Source organism: Streptomyces agglomeratus (assembly GCF_001746415.1).
Taxonomy (GTDB): domain Bacteria; phylum Actinomycetota; class Actinomycetes; order Streptomycetales; family Streptomycetaceae; genus Streptomyces; species Streptomyces agglomeratus.
In genome coordinates this window covers 4,251,783-4,265,951 of sequence record NZ_MEHJ01000001.1, presented here as the reverse complement: position 1 = coordinate 4,265,951, position 14,169 = coordinate 4,251,783, and the positions used below count along the sequence as shown (strand labels likewise).

Here is a 14,169-nt window from a genome sequence, read left to right as displayed (position 1 = left end):
CGCAGCGAGCCCGGCATCCGATCGGGTATCGGTAGCCGGGCTCGTCGGAACCGGCCGGGAGCCCGGAACAGGCCCCGTGCAGTCCTGAAATGAAAGCGGGCCCGTTCGTGGAGAACGGGCCCGCTTCTCAGGTCAGCGGATCAGGCCGCCGAGCTGATCAGTTGTCAGCTGCGCTTCCAGCGCGGCTTGTCGTCACGGCGGCCGAACGAGCCGGTCGCGGTGCCGGTGCCGGTGCTGCCGCCGCCGCGGTGGTCGTCGCGACGGCCCTGCGGGCGGTCGTGGCCACCGGTGCGGAAGCCGCCGCCGGCCGGACGGTCGTCACGACGGTCGCGGTTGAACGGACGGTCGGCGCCGCCGGAGCGGAAGCCGCCACCGGTGGCCGGACGGTCGTCACGGCGCTGGAAGCCGCCACGGTCGCCGCCACCGCGGTTGTCGTCACGACGGTCGTTGTCGCGGCGGAAGCCACCGCCACGGTTGTCGTCACGACGCTCGAACGGACGGCCACCACGGTCGCCACCGGCCGGACGGTCGTCACGACGCTGGAAACCGCCGCGCTCGCCGCCACCACGGTTGTCGTCGCGGCGGAAGCCGCCACCACGGTTGTCGTCACGACGCTCGAACGGACGGCCACCACGGTCGCCACCGGCCGGACGGTCGTCACGACGCTGGAAACCGCCGCGCTCGCCGCCACGGTCGTCACGACGGAAGCCGCCGCGCTCGCCACCACGGTCGCCGCCACGGAAGCCGCCACGGTCACCACCGCGGTCGCCGCCACGGTCGTCACGACGCTGGAAGTTGCCGCGGTCGTCGCGGCGCTCCGGCGCCTGGGCCACTACAGCGGCAGCGGCCTCGGCTGCGGCCAGCTCGGCCTCGGCGGCCTTCGCCGCCTCCGCCACGGCCTCGTCCGGGTCCTCGCCGCGCTCACGCGCCGCACGGGCGACCAGACGGTCGGCCTCCTCGCGCAGCTCGGTCGCACGGCGCTGGACGCGCTCCAGCTCACGGGTGAGCTCCTTGGCCTCGCGCTCCGCCTGCTTGGCGGCGTTGTTCGCGGAGTCGGCCTGGACCTCGGTGAGCGAACGGGCGCCGGTGATCTCGGCGACCTCCGGCTCGAACGCGCCCGCACCGCCGACGATGTGACGCGAGGCGTCGACGCCCGCGTCCTCCATCAGGCGGAAGATCTGGCGGCGCTGGTGCGGCAGCGACAGGGAGACGACGACACCGGACTTGCCGGCGCGGGCGGTACGGCCCGAGCGGTGCAGGTAGTCCTTGTGGTCACCGGCCGGGTCCACGTTGAGCACCAGGTCGATGCCGTCGACGTGGATACCGCGAGCGGCGACGTCGGTGGCGACCAGGGCGTTGACGTAGCCCTTCTTGAAGTCCTCGAGGACGCGGGTACGGGCGCCCTGCGTCATGCCGCCGTGCAGTGCGTCGGCCTTGACGCCCGAGTCCTGGAGCTGCTCGGCGATACGGTCGGCGCCCAGCTGCGTACGGACGAAGATGATCGTGCGGCCCTTGCGGGCGGCGATCGCGGCCGTGACCGGCGCCTTGTCCTTCGGCTTCACGACGAGGACGTGGTGGGTCATGGTCGAGACGTTGCCCTGGGCGCTGTCGACCTCGTGCGTGACCGGGTTGGTCAGGTAGCGCTTGACCAGCGTGCTGATCTCGTTCTCCATGGTGGCGGAGAAGAGCATCCGCTGGCCGCCGCCGGGAATCTGGTCGAGCAGCTCGGTGACCTCGGGCAGGAAGCCCAGGTCGGACATCTGGTCGGCCTCGTCGAGGACGGCGACCTGGACGTTCGCGAGCGACGCGGCGCCTCGGTTGAGGAGGTCGCGCAGTCGGCCCGGGGTGGCGACGAGGACGTCGACGCCGCGCTCCAGGGCGTAGATCTGGTTGCTCATGGACGTACCGCCGCAGACGACCTTCATCTTCAGGCCGAGTACGTCGCCGTACGGCTGAAGCGCGTCCGCGACCTGCATCGCGAGCTCACGCGTCGGCGTCAGGATGATCGCGCGGGGCTTCTTCTTCTCGGTGTGACCGCCGGCCAGCGAAGCCAGGGTCGGCAGACCGAAAGAGAGCGTCTTGCCGGAGCCGGTGCGGCCACGGCCGAGGATGTCCTTGCCGGCCAGGGCGTCCGGGATGGTCGCGGCCTGGATCGGGAAGGGGGCGGTGACGCCGTTCTGCGCGAGCTTGCGGACGATGCCGTCCGGCAGGCCCAGGGAAGCGAAGGTCACAGTCGGCTCGGCGTCGGCGTCGGCGTCGGCCTCAGCGGCCTCGTCCGCCTCTGCCTCGACGGCCTCGATCTCGTCGTCGAGCTCGGCGATCTCGATGATCTCGGCGGTGATGTCGGCGGGCGCCTCGGTGGCCTCGACGACGGCGGCGGTCTCTACGACCTCGACGACCGTCTCGGTGTTCTCGGGCATGGCGGTGCGGTCAGTGCTGGAAATGGACATACGAAATGCGAAACCTCTCGGAGTCTCGGCACGCGCCCAAACTCCGTGAAATCGCAAATCAATCGCAAATTCGACCGCCTCAGTGCGGTCAGTCACGGTAAGGGAGAGTACGCGCCACGGGGCGCTCCAGGTCCTCGTTCTTTACGAGAACTCAACGGCGCCGGGCAATGGGATCAAACGATCTATAACCATACGCACCCTCCCCCCCATCTGGCAAACCGGGGTCCCTAAACCGGCCCCACCTGCGGTGATGCCGCCGGCTCACGTTCCATCTCCCGCCGTTCACCCATCGCCGCCGTCTGCGTGTCCACCGCCGGCGACGCCGAGGGCGGCGGCGGTGTCGGCTCCGTTTCGGACGGCTCGGGGGGCGGCGGCTCCGTGACCGGCGGCGGCTCGGGCGGCTCCGGGGAATGCGTCGGCGCCGGGGTGTCCTGCGTCGGCGTCGGCACCCCGGGGCGCGGCTCGGGCGGGGTGCCGCCGGCCCGGGGCGGGGCCTGGCCGCTCTTGGAGGGCGCGGCCGAGACGCCCGGCGACGCGCCCGGGCTCTTCGACGGTCCGGCCTTTTCGGCCTTGTCGTCGCCGGCCGCCTTCCGGCCGCCCTCTCGCCCTTCCGCCGCCCGTCCGCCCGTACGCCCGATTCCCGTGCCGGAGTGCGCCTTCCCGCCGTCGGGCTCCGCCGCCGCCGCGCCCTGCCTGCCCGCCGAACGGGACGGCTCCGGCCTGCCTCCCTCGTCGCTCACGCTCATGCAGCCCGCCGACGCCGCGACCGCGAGGACGGCAGCGGCCAATCTGACTGGGACCAATCGGGCAGGCTGGGGCAACTGGCGCACGGGCGGCACCTCCGGGGCACGGGGGGCGGGATTTCACTGTCCAACTCCCTTTGGCCCACAAGGGACACGCAAGGGGACGGCCGGAGGACACGCCCGGACGGGCCCGCTAGCCCGCCAGCGCCCGCCCGATCCCGGACCCCGCGACGACCGCGCCGAGCCCCACCAGCAGCGAAGCGCCCACGTTGGCCGCCGCGAGGAGCCTCCGGCCGCGCTCGGCCAGCCGCAGCGTCTCGTAGCTGAAGGTCGAGTACGTCGACAGGGCCCCGCACAGCCCGGTTCCGAGCAGCGCGTACGTGGCCGAGGACACCAGCGCCCCCGTGAGCACCCCCAGCACCAGACTCGCGCCCGCGTTGACCACGAACGTGCCCCACGGGAACACCGCTTCGTGCCGCGCCTGCACCGCACGGTCCGTCAGATACCGCAGGGGCGCCCCGACGGCCGCCCCCACCGCCACCAGCAGCCAGGTCACCGGGCCGCCTCGCCGCGCGCCACGGCCGCCCGCGTCACCGCCACCCCTGCCCACACCGCGCCCAGCGCCCCCACGAGCGTCCCGGCGGCGTACGCCGCGGCGGTGAGCGCCTCACCCCGCTCCAGCAGCCGCACGACATCCGCCGCGTAGGTCGAGAACGTGGTGAAGCCACCGAGCACGCCGACCCCGAGGAACGGCCGCACCAGCGCATGCCCGCGGCCCTGCTCGCCCACCAGCACCATCAGTACGCCGATCAGCGCGCAGCCCAGCACATTGACCCCGAAGGTCGTCCAGACGCTCCCCGGCCACAGCACCGCCGCTCCGTACCGGCCAAGCGCCCCCAGCACACCGCCCGCCGAGACCGCGCCGAGCACCCGCCACTTGGCGCGGCCGGCGGTCTCGGCACGCTGCGCGGGCACGTGCAGATCGACATCGGGGTCGACCGCCCGCTCCGCGCCGGCCCCTCCGCTCACCCGTACCCCAGCGCGTGCAGCCTCTCGTCGTCGATTCCGAAGTGGTGCGCCACCTCGTGGACGACGGTGATCTCCGTCTCCGCGACGACGTCCTCCCGGGATTCGCACATCCGCAGCGTCGGCCCCCGGTAGATCGTGATCCGGTCCGGCAGCACCCCGGCGTACCACTCGCCACGGTCCGTCAGCGGGGTTCCCTCGTACAGCCCGAGCAGGTCGGGGCCGTGGTCGGGATCGTCCGTCGCCGGTTCGTCCTCCACGAACACCGCGACGTTGTCCATCAGCCGCGTCAGCTCCGGCGGGATCCTGTCCAGCGCCTCGGCGACCAGTTCCTCGAACTCCTCACGCGTCATCTCCAGCACCCCGCCATTGTCACGTAAATCCGTGCGACGGGGAGGGCTGAGCCCCGGTGAGCATGGGTCCCCGCCCGCATGGGCATACGGGACCAATGGCCAGCGCCCCTCTCCGTGCCCGCCGACCCGGCCGCCGACCCGAATGCACAACCGAATGCCCACCAGCATGCTGAACCGACTTCGAGCGCACTACCGCTCCCGCCGCCCCGCCCCCGCCGGCACCCTCGTCCCCGGCCCGCATCCCTACGCGCGGACGCTCGGCCTCGCCGCGGTGGTCCTGTGCGGCGCCTGGCTGGGACTGCTGATCGTCGGCAGTGTCCGGGCTCCGGTCGGCCCGATGGACACGACCATGACGCTCCGCGCGTCCGCCGCCGGCGGCACCAAGATCAACGTCTCCCCGCTGGGCGCCCTGGAACTCGACACCCACACCGCGCCTCTGCGCCTCGACGTGGACGTCGACCAGCTCGACCCGGTCCGCTCCCAGGCCCTCGTCGAACACCCCGAGCGCCTGTCCGGCCTCCAGGACGAGGTCACCGAGGACGTCGCCGCCGGCGCCACCGAGCTGGCCGTACGCTCCTGCGTCGCCGTCGTCTCGGGCGCCACCGCGCTCGGCCTCGCCGTGTACCGCCGCCCGCGCCGCGCTCTCGCGGCGGGCAACCTGGCGCTCGCCCTGCTGGCGGCCTCGGGCATCAGCGCGTACGCCACCTGGAACCCCAAGTCGGTCCTGGAGCCGAAGTTCTCCGGGCTCCTCTCCTCCGCGCCCTCGGTGGTCGGCAACGCCCGCAGCATCGTCAGCGAGTTCGACGTCTACCAGAAGGAGCTGGCGCGCCTGGTCACGAACGTGACGAAGCTCTACGACGCCACCTCGACGCTCCCCACCTACCAGCCGGACCCGGCGACGATGCGCGTCCTGCACGTCTCGGACATCCACCTCAACCCGGCGTCGTGGCACATCATCGGCTCGCTCGTCGAGCAGTACGACATCGACGTGATCATCGACTCCGGCGACACGATGGACCACGGCACCGCCGCCGAGAACGGCTTCCTGGACCCGATCCCGGACCTCGGCGCCCCGTACGTCTGGGTGCGCGGCAACCACGACTCGCTCGCCACCCAGCGCTACCTCGAACGGCTCAAGGGCGTCCACGTGCTCGACGAGGGCGAGGCGGTCACGGTGGCGGGCCTGCGCGTGGCGGGCACCGGCGACCCGCAGTTCACCCCGGACCGCTCGGTCGCGGCGCAGGGCGACCCGGCCGAGCGCATGGCCGGCATCCGCCTCGCCTCGGCCCTGCGCGACCAGCGCCGCGCCGGGACGCCGGTCGACATCGCGGTGGCGCACAACCCGGTCGCGGCGCGCGAGACGGACGGCACGGTCCCGCTCGTACTGGCAGGTCATGTCCACAACCGCAAGACCGAGGTCCTCGACCGGGGCACCCGCCTCAAGATCGAGGGATCGACAGGCGGCGGCGGTCTGCGGGCGCTCCAGAACGACGAGCCGGAGAAGGTACGTACGTCCGTGCTCTATCTGGACCGTTCGACCAAGCGGCTCCAGGCCTGGGACGAGGTCACGCTGGGCGGCCTGGGACTGACGACGGCCGAGGTCAGCCGCCACCTCCCGGAGGAGAACAGGCCCGGTGCGCCCGGCTCTCCGACGCCCTCTCCATCCCCGTCCGCCCCCTCCGCCTCACACGCCCCGTAAACCGTTTTGGCGATCGGTCCCGCCATCCCATATGCTTCTCACGTCCCCGACGCGCTGCAAAGCGCCCAGGCGGGCTCTAGCCCTCATCGTCTAGTGGCCCAGGACGCCGCCCTTTCAAGGCGGTAGCACGGGTTCGAATCCCGTTGGGGGCACGCACAACCGTGTGCGAGACTTGTTCTCGCACCACGCTTGGTCCTGTGGAGCAGTTTGGAGTGCTCGCCACCCTGTCAAGGTGGAGGCCGCGGGTTCAAATCCCGTCAGGACCGCTGCGGATCGAGAGATCCGAGTGGCTGGGTAGCTCAGTTGGTACGAGCGATCGCCTGAAAAGCGATAGGTCGCCGGTTCGATCCCGGCCCCAGCCACCACTTCGAAAACCCCCGTCCGGTGGACGGGGGTTTTTGCGTAACCCCGGCTCCAGGCTCACCTCGAAGGCCCCGTCCCATGGACGGGGCCTTTCGTGCTACCCCTCCTCCACCGGGGTCTTCCGGCGGCGGGCGCGCAGAGTCAGGGTCACCGCCACCACGGCCACCACTCCCGTCAGCAGCACCGCGTCCGACACCGTCGCGCCGAGCCCGCTCACCCACTCCTCGACGGCGAACGAGTCGTCCACGTCCAGCAGCCCCGGCAGGGCCGTCGTGCCGTCGAACACCAGGAACAGCGTGCCCAGCGCGACGAAGAAGAGGCCGCACAGCAGGGAGGTGGTGTGCAGCTCGAAACGCCCCGCCCGCAGCGCCCGCCCCCGCAGCCACCGCCGCTTCCCCAGCTCGAACCGCTCCCAGAGCAGCGCCAGCAGGAACAGCGGAACAGCCATGCCCAACGCGTAGACGGCCAGCAGCAGTCCGCCGTACACCGGACTGCCACTCACGGCCGCGACCGTCAGGACGCTGCCGAGGATGGGCCCCGCGCAGAAGCCGGCCAGCCCGTAGACGGCGCCGAGCGCGTACACGGAGACCGCCGTCGTGGGCCTGATGCGGCCGGACAGGGCGGCGATACTGCGGGGCGCGAAGCCCATGCCGAGGATCTGCGCGACGCCGAGCGCGACGATCAGCCAGCCGCCGGCGAGGACGAGCTGGTCCCGGTGTCCGTAGAAGAGCCGTCCGGCGTACGAACCGGCCGCGCCCAGCGGCACGAGGGTGGACGCGAGTCCGGCGTAGAAGATGCCGGTCCGGGCCATCAGCCGGGAGGTCGAGTCGATCGAGTACGCGAAGAAGGCGGGGAGCAGCAGCGCGCTGCACGGGCTGAGCAGGGCGAGCAGCCCTCCGAGGAAGGCGGCGAGGTACCCGATGTCGGCGCTCACTGCCCCGCCTTCGCGTCCTTCGGGTCCTTCGGTGCCTTCGCCGCCCGCACCGCCGCCTCGATGGCCGCGGTGAAGGTCCCGGCGGGCTGGGCGCCGGCGATCGGCCTGCCGTTGACGAGGAACGACGGGGTGGACGTCGCACCGAGCTGGTACGCCTCCTCCTGGTCCTTCTTCACCGCCTCCGCGGCGACGTCGCTGCCGGTGTCGCGGCCGAAGCGCGTGAGGTCCTTGACCCCGGCTTCCTCGGCCAGCGCCCTGAGCTGCGCGTCGCCGAAGCCCTTCTCCTTGGCGCCCTCGGCGTAGGCGGCCGCGTGGAACTGCCAGAAGCGGCCCTGCTGCCCGGCCGCCCAGGCCGCGCGGGCCGCCGCGTCGGACTCCTTGCCGAAGATCGGGAAGTTGCGCCACTCGATGCGCAGGGTCCCTTCGTCGACGTACTTCTTCACCAGGGCGGGCTCGGTGTCCCTGGCGAACTTTCCGCAGTAGCCGCACTTGAAGTCGGCGTACTCGATCATCACGACGGGCGCGTCGGCCCGCCCCTGCGCGAGCGGGTCCTTGGCGTCGCGCCGGGCGAGCTTCGCGAGTTCGGGGTAGACGCCGGCCTGCGGATCGGCGGAGACCTCAGCGGAGACGGGCGGGCCGGCGTCGCCCGGCTTGGTGGCGGTGTACGAGACGACGCCGAGCAGGACGGCCGCAGCGGCGACGGCCGCGCCGATGGCGACAGCCCTGGGACGGGAGGTACGGGAGGAGCTCATGGGTGTTCGGTACTCCTGGATGGAATGCGGGACGTGGACGTGGGCCGGGGTGGGCGGGGCATTTGTCCCCCACCCGACCCTTCCCGAACCGGGACTCCGCCCCGGGCCGCGGTCCTCGAACGCCGGACGGGCCGAGAAACGGCAGACCTCCGGCGCGGCGGAGCCGCGAAGTGGCACAGCGGGAAGGGGCGGGGCGTGGAACGGGCCCGCCGAGGCGGCGGTCTACACCCGCAGGATCGAGAGGTCCATCGGCGTCGGTGGGGCGACCGGCGGTGTCCAGTGGCCGGGGGCGGGATCCGGGACCACGGCGGCGGCGCCCCAGGAGCCGGCCCCGGCCCTGGCGTCGTGCAGGGCGGGCAGCAGCTCGTGCGCCGACCCGCCCCGCCCCGGCGCCGCGGGAACGCTGCCCACTCCGTCCCGGCCGGGCTCACGGCAACCGGGCTCCCGCTCCCCGGCGGAGGGAGCGGCTTCCGGCGCCGCGACCGCCCCGGCCGCGACCGGAGCCTCCGAGGCACGCACGCCCCCGGCCCCCGGGTCCGTACACAGCAGCAGCACAGCCACCGCAAGCAGCATCCCCAGCAGCGCGCTCACGGTCGCCGCACCGCGACGCCGTCGGCTGGCCGGGGGCCTGACCTGGGGCATTGGCTCTGGATCTCCTGTCCGGGGAACGTCCCGCCCAGCGTAAAGGCTCCCGCGCAGCGGCCCTCACCCCCGCCGCACCCCCGCCGCGGCCGAAATCGGTTCGCCAGTCCCGACCGGCGGGTGAGATCCTGAATCAGGTATGTCTACTTCCTTCGCCGACCTCCAGACCGTGCTCGGAGGGCTGCCGCTCCGCGACGCCCACCGGCTCGGCCGCCGTCTCGACGGCGCCCGTCGCATCCGCAAGCCCGAGGCCCGCCAGGCCGTACTGGACGAAATCGCCGCCGAGGCGGAGAAGTCCGCCGCCCGCCTGGCGCAGCGTGCTGCCCGGATGCCCGAGATCACGTATCCGGAGTCGTTGCCGGTCAGCCAGCGCAAGGACGACATCGCCGAGGCGATACGCGACCACCAGGTCGTGATCGTCGCGGGCGAGACCGGCTCCGGCAAGACGACGCAGATCCCCAAGATCTGCATGGAGCTCGGCCGTGGTGTGAAGGGCATGATCGGCCACACCCAGCCCCGCCGCATCGCCGCCCGCACCGTCGCCGAACGCATCGCGGACGAGCTGAAGACGCCGCTGGGCGAGGCGGTCGGCTGGAAGGTCCGGTTCACCGATCAGGTCAATCCGGACGCGACCTTCGTCAAGCTGATGACGGACGGCATCCTGCTCGCCGAGATCCAGACGGACCGCGAGCTGCGCGCGTACGACACGATCATCATCGACGAGGCCCACGAGCGGTCGCTCAACATCGACTTCCTGCTGGGATACCTCGCCCAGCTGCTGCCCAGGCGCCCCGATCTCAAGGTGGTCATCACCTCCGCGACCATCGACCCCGAGCGCTTCTCCCGCCACTTCGGCGAGGCGCCGATCGTCGAGGTCAGCGGCCGTACGTACCCCGTCGAGGTCCGCTACCGGCCCCTCCTCGAAGACGACAGCGACGACTCCGACCGCGACCAGATCACCGCGATCGCCGACGCGGTGGACGAGCTCCAGGCCGAGGGGCCGGGTGACATCCTGGTCTTCCTGTCCGGCGAGCGGGAGATCCGCGACACCGCCGACGCGCTCAACAAGAAGAACCTCCGTCACACCGAGGTCCTCCCCCTCTACGCCCGCCTGTCGCACGCCGAGCAGCACCGCGTCTTCCAGCGCCACACCGGCCGGCGGATCGTGCTGGCCACCAACGTCGCGGAAACCTCTCTCACCGTCCCGGGCATCAAGTACGTGATCGATCCGGGCACCGCCCGCATCTCCCGCTACAGCCACCGCACCAAGGTCCAGCGCCTGCCGATCGAGCGGATCAGCCAGGCCAGCGCCAACCAGCGCAAAGGCCGTTGCGGCCGTACGTCCGACGGCATCTGCATCCGGCTGTACGCCGAGGACGACTTCCTCACCCGGCCCGAGTTCACCGACGCCGAGATCCTGCGGACGAACCTCGCCTCCGTCATCCTCCAGATGACCGCGGCCGGCCTCGGCGAGATCGAGAAGTTCCCCTTCATCGACCCGCCGGACCACCGCAACATCCGCGACGGCGTCCAGCTCCTCCAGGAGCTCGGCGCGCTGGACCCCGGCGAGAAGGATCCCAAGAAGCGGCTCACCGAGCAGGGCCGCAAACTCGCGCAGCTCCCCGTCGACCCCCGCCTGGCCCGCATGGTCCTGGAGGCGGAAAAGAACGGCTGCGTGCGCGAGGTGATGGTGATCGCCTCCGCGCTCTCCATCCAGGACCCGCGCGAGCGCCCCTCCGAGAAGCAGCAGCAGGCGGACCAGCAGCACGCCCGCTTCAAGGACGAGACGTCCGACTTCCTCGCCTTCCTCAACCTCTGGCGGTACGTCCGGGAGCAGCAGAAGGAGCGCGGCTCCTCCAGCTTCCGCCGGATGTGCAAGTCGGAGTATCTGAACTTCCTGCGCATTCGCGAATGGCAGGACATCTACACCCAGCTGCGCTCGGTCGCCAAGCAGATGGGGATACACGTCAACGAGGACGACGCGCCCGAGCTGTCCGTGCACCAGTCGCTGCTGGCCGGCCTGCTCTCCCACATCGGGCTGAAGGACACCGAGAAGAACGAGTACCTCGGGGCCCGCAGCGCGAAGTTCGCGATCTTCCCCGGCTCGGCGCTGTTCAAGAAGCAGCCCCGCTTCATCATGTCCGCCGAGCTGGTCGAAACGTCACGCCTGTGGGCGCGGGTCAACGCGAGGATCGAGCCGGAGTGGATCGAGCCGCTCGCCCAGCACCTCATCAAGCGCACGTACAGCGAGCCGCACTGGGAGAAGGACCAGGCCGCAGTGATGGCGTACGAGAGGGTCACGCTGTACGGCGTCCCGATCGTCGCCCAGCGCAAGGTCAACTACGGCCGGATCGACCCGGAGACCAGCCGCGATCTTTTCATTCGCAACGCTCTGGTCGAGGGTGACTGGCGTACGCACCACAAGTTCTACGCGGACAACCGCAAGCTCCTCACCGAGGTCGAGGAGCTGGAGCACCGCGCCCGCCGCCGCGACATCCTCGTGGACGACGAGACACTCTTCGACTTCTACGACAAGCGCGTCCCCGAACACGTCGTCTCGGGCGCGCACTTCGACTCGTGGTGGAAGCACAAGAAGCGCGAGGAGCCCGAACTTCTCGACTTCGAGCGCGAGATGCTCATCAACGAGAAGGCCGGGGAGGTCACGAAGGACGACTACCCGGACTCCTGGCGGCAGGGGAAGCTCAAGTTCCGGGTGACGTACCAGTTCGAGCCGGGCGCGGACGCGGACGGCGTGACCGTCCACATCCCGCTCCAGGTGCTCAACCAGGTCACGTCCGACGGCTTCGACTGGCAGATCCCGGGCCTGCGCGCGGACGTGGTCACCGAGCTGATCCGCTCCCTGCCGAAGCCGGTCCGCCGCCACTACGTCCCGGCGCCGGACTACGCGCGCAAGTTCCTGGAGCGCGCGGTGCCGTTGCAGGAGCCGCTGCCGCTCACGCTCGCCCGCGAGCTGAAGCGGATGGTCGGCGTCCCGGTCGAGGCGGACGACTTCGACCTCTCGCGCGTCCCGGACCACTTGAAGATCACGTTCCGGATCGTCGACGAGCGGCGCAGGAACCTCGCCGAGGACAAGGACCTGGAGGCGCTGCGGCTGAAGCTGCGCCCCAAGGCCCGCCAGGCGCTCTCCAAGGCCGCCGCGGCGACCGCGGGGCCGTCGGGCGAGTCGATCGAACGTACGGGCCTCACGGACTGGACCGTGGGCACGCTCAGCCGCGTCTTCGAGACGCGCAGGGCCGGACAGCCCGTACGGGCCTATCCGGCGCTCGTGGACGAGGGCGAGAGCGTCGCCGTACGGCTCTTCGACACGGAGGCGGAGCAGCAGCAGGCGATGTGGCGGGGCACGCGCCGGCTCATCCTGCTGAACATCCCGGTCAATCCGGCGAAGTTCGCCTCGGACAAGCTCAGCAATCAGCAGAAACTCGCCCTTTCGCGCAATCCGCACGGCTCGATCCAGGCCCTCTTCGAGGACTGCGCGACCGCTGCCGCCGACAAGCTGATCGCGGACCACGGCGGGCCGGCCTGGGACGAGGAATCGTTCCGGAAGCTGTACGACAAGGTCCGCGCCGACCTCGTGGACGCGACCGTACGCACGGTGAACCAGGTCCAGCAGATCCTGGCCGCCTGGCAGGCGTGCGAGCGCCGCCTGAAGGCCACGAACAGCCTGACCCTGATCAACAACGTCGCCGACGTACGCGACCAGCTCGCGGCCCTCGTGCCGCCGGGCTTCGTGACGAAGACGGGGCTGCGCCGGCTGCCCGATCTGATGCGCTATCTCGTCGCGGTCGACCGCAGGCTCCAGCAGATGCCCACGGCCGTCCAGCGCGACACCACGCGCATGCAGAAGGTCCACGAGATGCAGGACGAGTACGCCTGGCTGCTGGAGCAGCTGCCGAAGGGCAGGCCCGTACCGCAGGAAGTCCTGGACATCCGCTGGATGATCGAGGAGCTGCGGGTGAGCTACTTCGCGCACGCCCTGGGAACGTCCCGGCCGGTCTCCGACAAGCGGATCGTGGCGGCGATCGACGCCGCGGCGCCGTAACTCCTCCGTCGCCTTGAGTGAGTTCGCCCGCACCCCCTGACCTGCTGTACAGTCTGTCTTCGCAGCGCAACGCAGTACGGCGCGGCAAAGCAAGGTCCTGTGGAGCAGTTTGGAGTGCTCGCCACCCTGTCAAGGTGGAGGCCGCGGGTTCAAATCCCGTCAGGACCGCACGATACGAAGTAGCAGAAGGCCCGGATCCGTTTGGATCCGGGCCTTCTTGCGTCTTGACTGCGCCTTCCGCCACCAGTACCCAGGCATCAGGGCACCGGGGGGCCCGCACCGGGGAGGTGACGCATGGCGCCATCAACGGCCAGGCACGAGACGCGCGCACTGCTGCGTGCCCATCTGGCGGCCTCTACGGGCTACCGCCACTTCACGCGGCACTGTCCCATCTGCCATCGGCTCCTGCGGCTCGCCATGGAGCCCGAGCCGGAACCCCGGGAGGAGCCGGAGGCCGGTGAGGACGAGAGCCCGCCGGCTGTGTGACACCCCGGCTCTATCGCCGTCAGCCCTGGAATGCACAAGAGTTGTGGTGTGTGACGGGTGTCACCCAACGAGTTTTGGGAACCGGAGGACTTACACCCTCCCTACAACCGCCCAATTTAATATGTGCAATTGCACCCCTCCGGGGAGGCTCTCGCGAGGCGGTCGGAGGGGCCCCGCAAAGCCGGCGTCCCGCAGGTCAGAGGGGCTGTGAGCAGGGCGGCGGGAGCGCTCGGCGGGCACCCGGAAGCGGGCATAAAAAGATCGCGCTGGACCCGGCGGAGTCCAGCGCGATCAACGACGCACCCGTTCTGCATGGATGTGGCGCCTGTTGGGGCAGACGCCTGTCGTGTGGTGCTCAGGTGGGCGTCCGGGTTGGGGGACCCGGAGGAATGCCCGGTAAAGCGGGGTTATGCGGTTGTTCAGGCCTCGCTGCGCTGCTGCGGAATGCCCGCAAGCAGTGCGCGGACCTCAGCCTCGCGGTAACGCCGGTGTCCACCAAGCGTGCGGATGGACGTGAGCTTGCCTGCCTTGGCCCAGCGCGTAACCGTCTTCGGGTCCACGCGGAACATCGTGGCAACCTCAGCCGGGGTCAGCAGCGGCTCGGCGTCAGGGGTGCGAGCGGTCATGAGCGGCCTCCTCGGGAGAACCGAACCATCACGGT

At 71.0% G+C, this 14,169-nt stretch carries 12 protein-coding genes and 4 tRNA genes; 7 read left to right on the top strand and 9 right to left on the bottom strand.

All coding sequences use genetic code 11. The features are described from left to right. Positions 1 to 164: 164 nt before the first annotated feature. The 5 genes from AS594_RS18565 to AS594_RS18545 all read right to left on the bottom strand — a co-directional run bounded on the left by AS594_RS18565 (position 165) and on the right by AS594_RS18545 (position 4,581). A complete protein-coding gene (locus tag AS594_RS18565; protein ID WP_069932571.1) occupies positions 165 to 2,450 on the bottom strand; it encodes a DEAD/DEAH box helicase in 2,286 nt (761 codons plus the stop codon). 227 nt (positions 2,451 to 2,677) lie between these two features. Continuing rightward, positions 2,678 to 3,253, bottom strand: a complete 576-nt coding sequence (locus AS594_RS18560) for a hypothetical protein (protein ID WP_069932572.1) — start codon at positions 3,251 to 3,253, stop codon at positions 2,678 to 2,680. Positions 3,254 to 3,386: 133 nt separating this feature from the next. Then, positions 3,387 to 3,749 (bottom strand): fluoride efflux transporter FluC, encoded by a 363-nt coding sequence (locus AS594_RS18555; RefSeq protein ID WP_069932573.1) that lies wholly within the window; start codon positions 3,747 to 3,749, stop codon positions 3,387 to 3,389. After that, positions 3,746 to 4,222, bottom strand: coding sequence for a fluoride efflux transporter FluC (locus AS594_RS18550; RefSeq protein WP_069928105.1), 477 nt, complete (start codon positions 4,220 to 4,222; stop codon positions 3,746 to 3,748). Before AS594_RS18550 ends, AS594_RS18555 begins: the two co-directional genes overlap by 4 nt. Continuing rightward, complete coding sequence (locus AS594_RS18545; RefSeq protein ID WP_028815096.1) at positions 4,219 to 4,581, bottom strand: metallopeptidase family protein; 363 nt, start codon at positions 4,579 to 4,581, stop codon at positions 4,219 to 4,221. The genes AS594_RS18550 and AS594_RS18545 overlap by 4 nt, the downstream gene beginning before the upstream one ends. 157 nt (positions 4,582 to 4,738) lie before the next feature. Between AS594_RS18545 and AS594_RS18540 the strand changes: the two genes are divergently transcribed. From AS594_RS18540 to AS594_RS18525, 4 genes are all read left to right on the top strand, one after another. Then, positions 4,739 to 6,271: a metallophosphoesterase family protein gene (locus tag AS594_RS18540; protein WP_420877802.1), complete on the top strand. Its 1,533-nt coding sequence runs from the start codon at positions 4,739 to 4,741 to the stop codon at positions 6,269 to 6,271. 79 nt (positions 6,272 to 6,350) lie between these two features. Next, a tRNA-Glu gene (locus tag AS594_RS18535) sits at positions 6,351 to 6,423 on the top strand. Between the two features lie 39 nt (positions 6,424 to 6,462). After that, positions 6,463 to 6,537: transfer RNA gene (locus AS594_RS18530), tRNA-Asp, on the top strand. Positions 6,538 to 6,559: 22 nt separating this feature from the next. Next, positions 6,560 to 6,636, top strand: a tRNA-Phe gene (locus AS594_RS18525). A 95-nt stretch (positions 6,637 to 6,731) separates the two neighbouring features. Here the strand turns inward: AS594_RS18525 and AS594_RS18520 are convergent. The 3 genes from AS594_RS18520 to AS594_RS18510 form a co-directional block, all read right to left on the bottom strand. Then, complete coding sequence (locus AS594_RS18520; protein ID WP_069932575.1) at positions 6,732 to 7,568, bottom strand: cytochrome c biogenesis CcdA family protein; 837 nt, start codon at positions 7,566 to 7,568, stop codon at positions 6,732 to 6,734. Further along, a complete protein-coding gene (locus AS594_RS18515) occupies positions 7,565 to 8,320 on the bottom strand; it encodes a DsbA family protein (RefSeq protein ID WP_069932576.1) in 756 nt (251 codons plus the stop codon). Before AS594_RS18515 ends, AS594_RS18520 begins: the two co-directional genes overlap by 4 nt. Positions 8,321 to 8,542: 222 nt before the next feature. Then, on the bottom strand, positions 8,543 to 8,911 hold the full coding sequence (locus AS594_RS18510; RefSeq protein ID WP_141747170.1) for a hypothetical protein: 369 nt from the start codon (positions 8,909 to 8,911) through the stop codon (positions 8,543 to 8,545). Between the two features lie 190 nt (positions 8,912 to 9,101). On the opposite strand from AS594_RS18510, the gene hrpA reads away from it, so the two are divergent. The 3 genes from hrpA (at position 9,102) to AS594_RS18495 (ending at position 13,508) form a co-directional block, all read left to right on the top strand. After that, complete coding sequence (gene hrpA, locus AS594_RS18505; RefSeq protein WP_069932578.1) at positions 9,102 to 13,022, top strand: ATP-dependent RNA helicase HrpA; 3,921 nt, start codon at positions 9,102 to 9,104, stop codon at positions 13,020 to 13,022. Positions 13,023 to 13,115: 93 nt separating this feature from the next. After that, positions 13,116 to 13,190, top strand: a tRNA-Asp gene (locus tag AS594_RS18500). Between the two features lie 126 nt (positions 13,191 to 13,316). Next, entirely contained in the window at positions 13,317 to 13,508 is a 192-nt protein-coding gene (locus AS594_RS18495; RefSeq protein WP_069928099.1) for a DUF6274 family protein, read from the top strand. Between the two features lie 419 nt (positions 13,509 to 13,927). Here the strand turns inward: AS594_RS18495 and bldC are convergent, their stop codons facing one another. Then, a complete protein-coding gene (bldC, locus tag AS594_RS18490; RefSeq protein WP_003949541.1) occupies positions 13,928 to 14,134 on the bottom strand; it encodes a developmental transcriptional regulator BldC in 207 nt (68 codons plus the stop codon). Positions 14,135 to 14,169 lie beyond the last annotated feature (35 nt).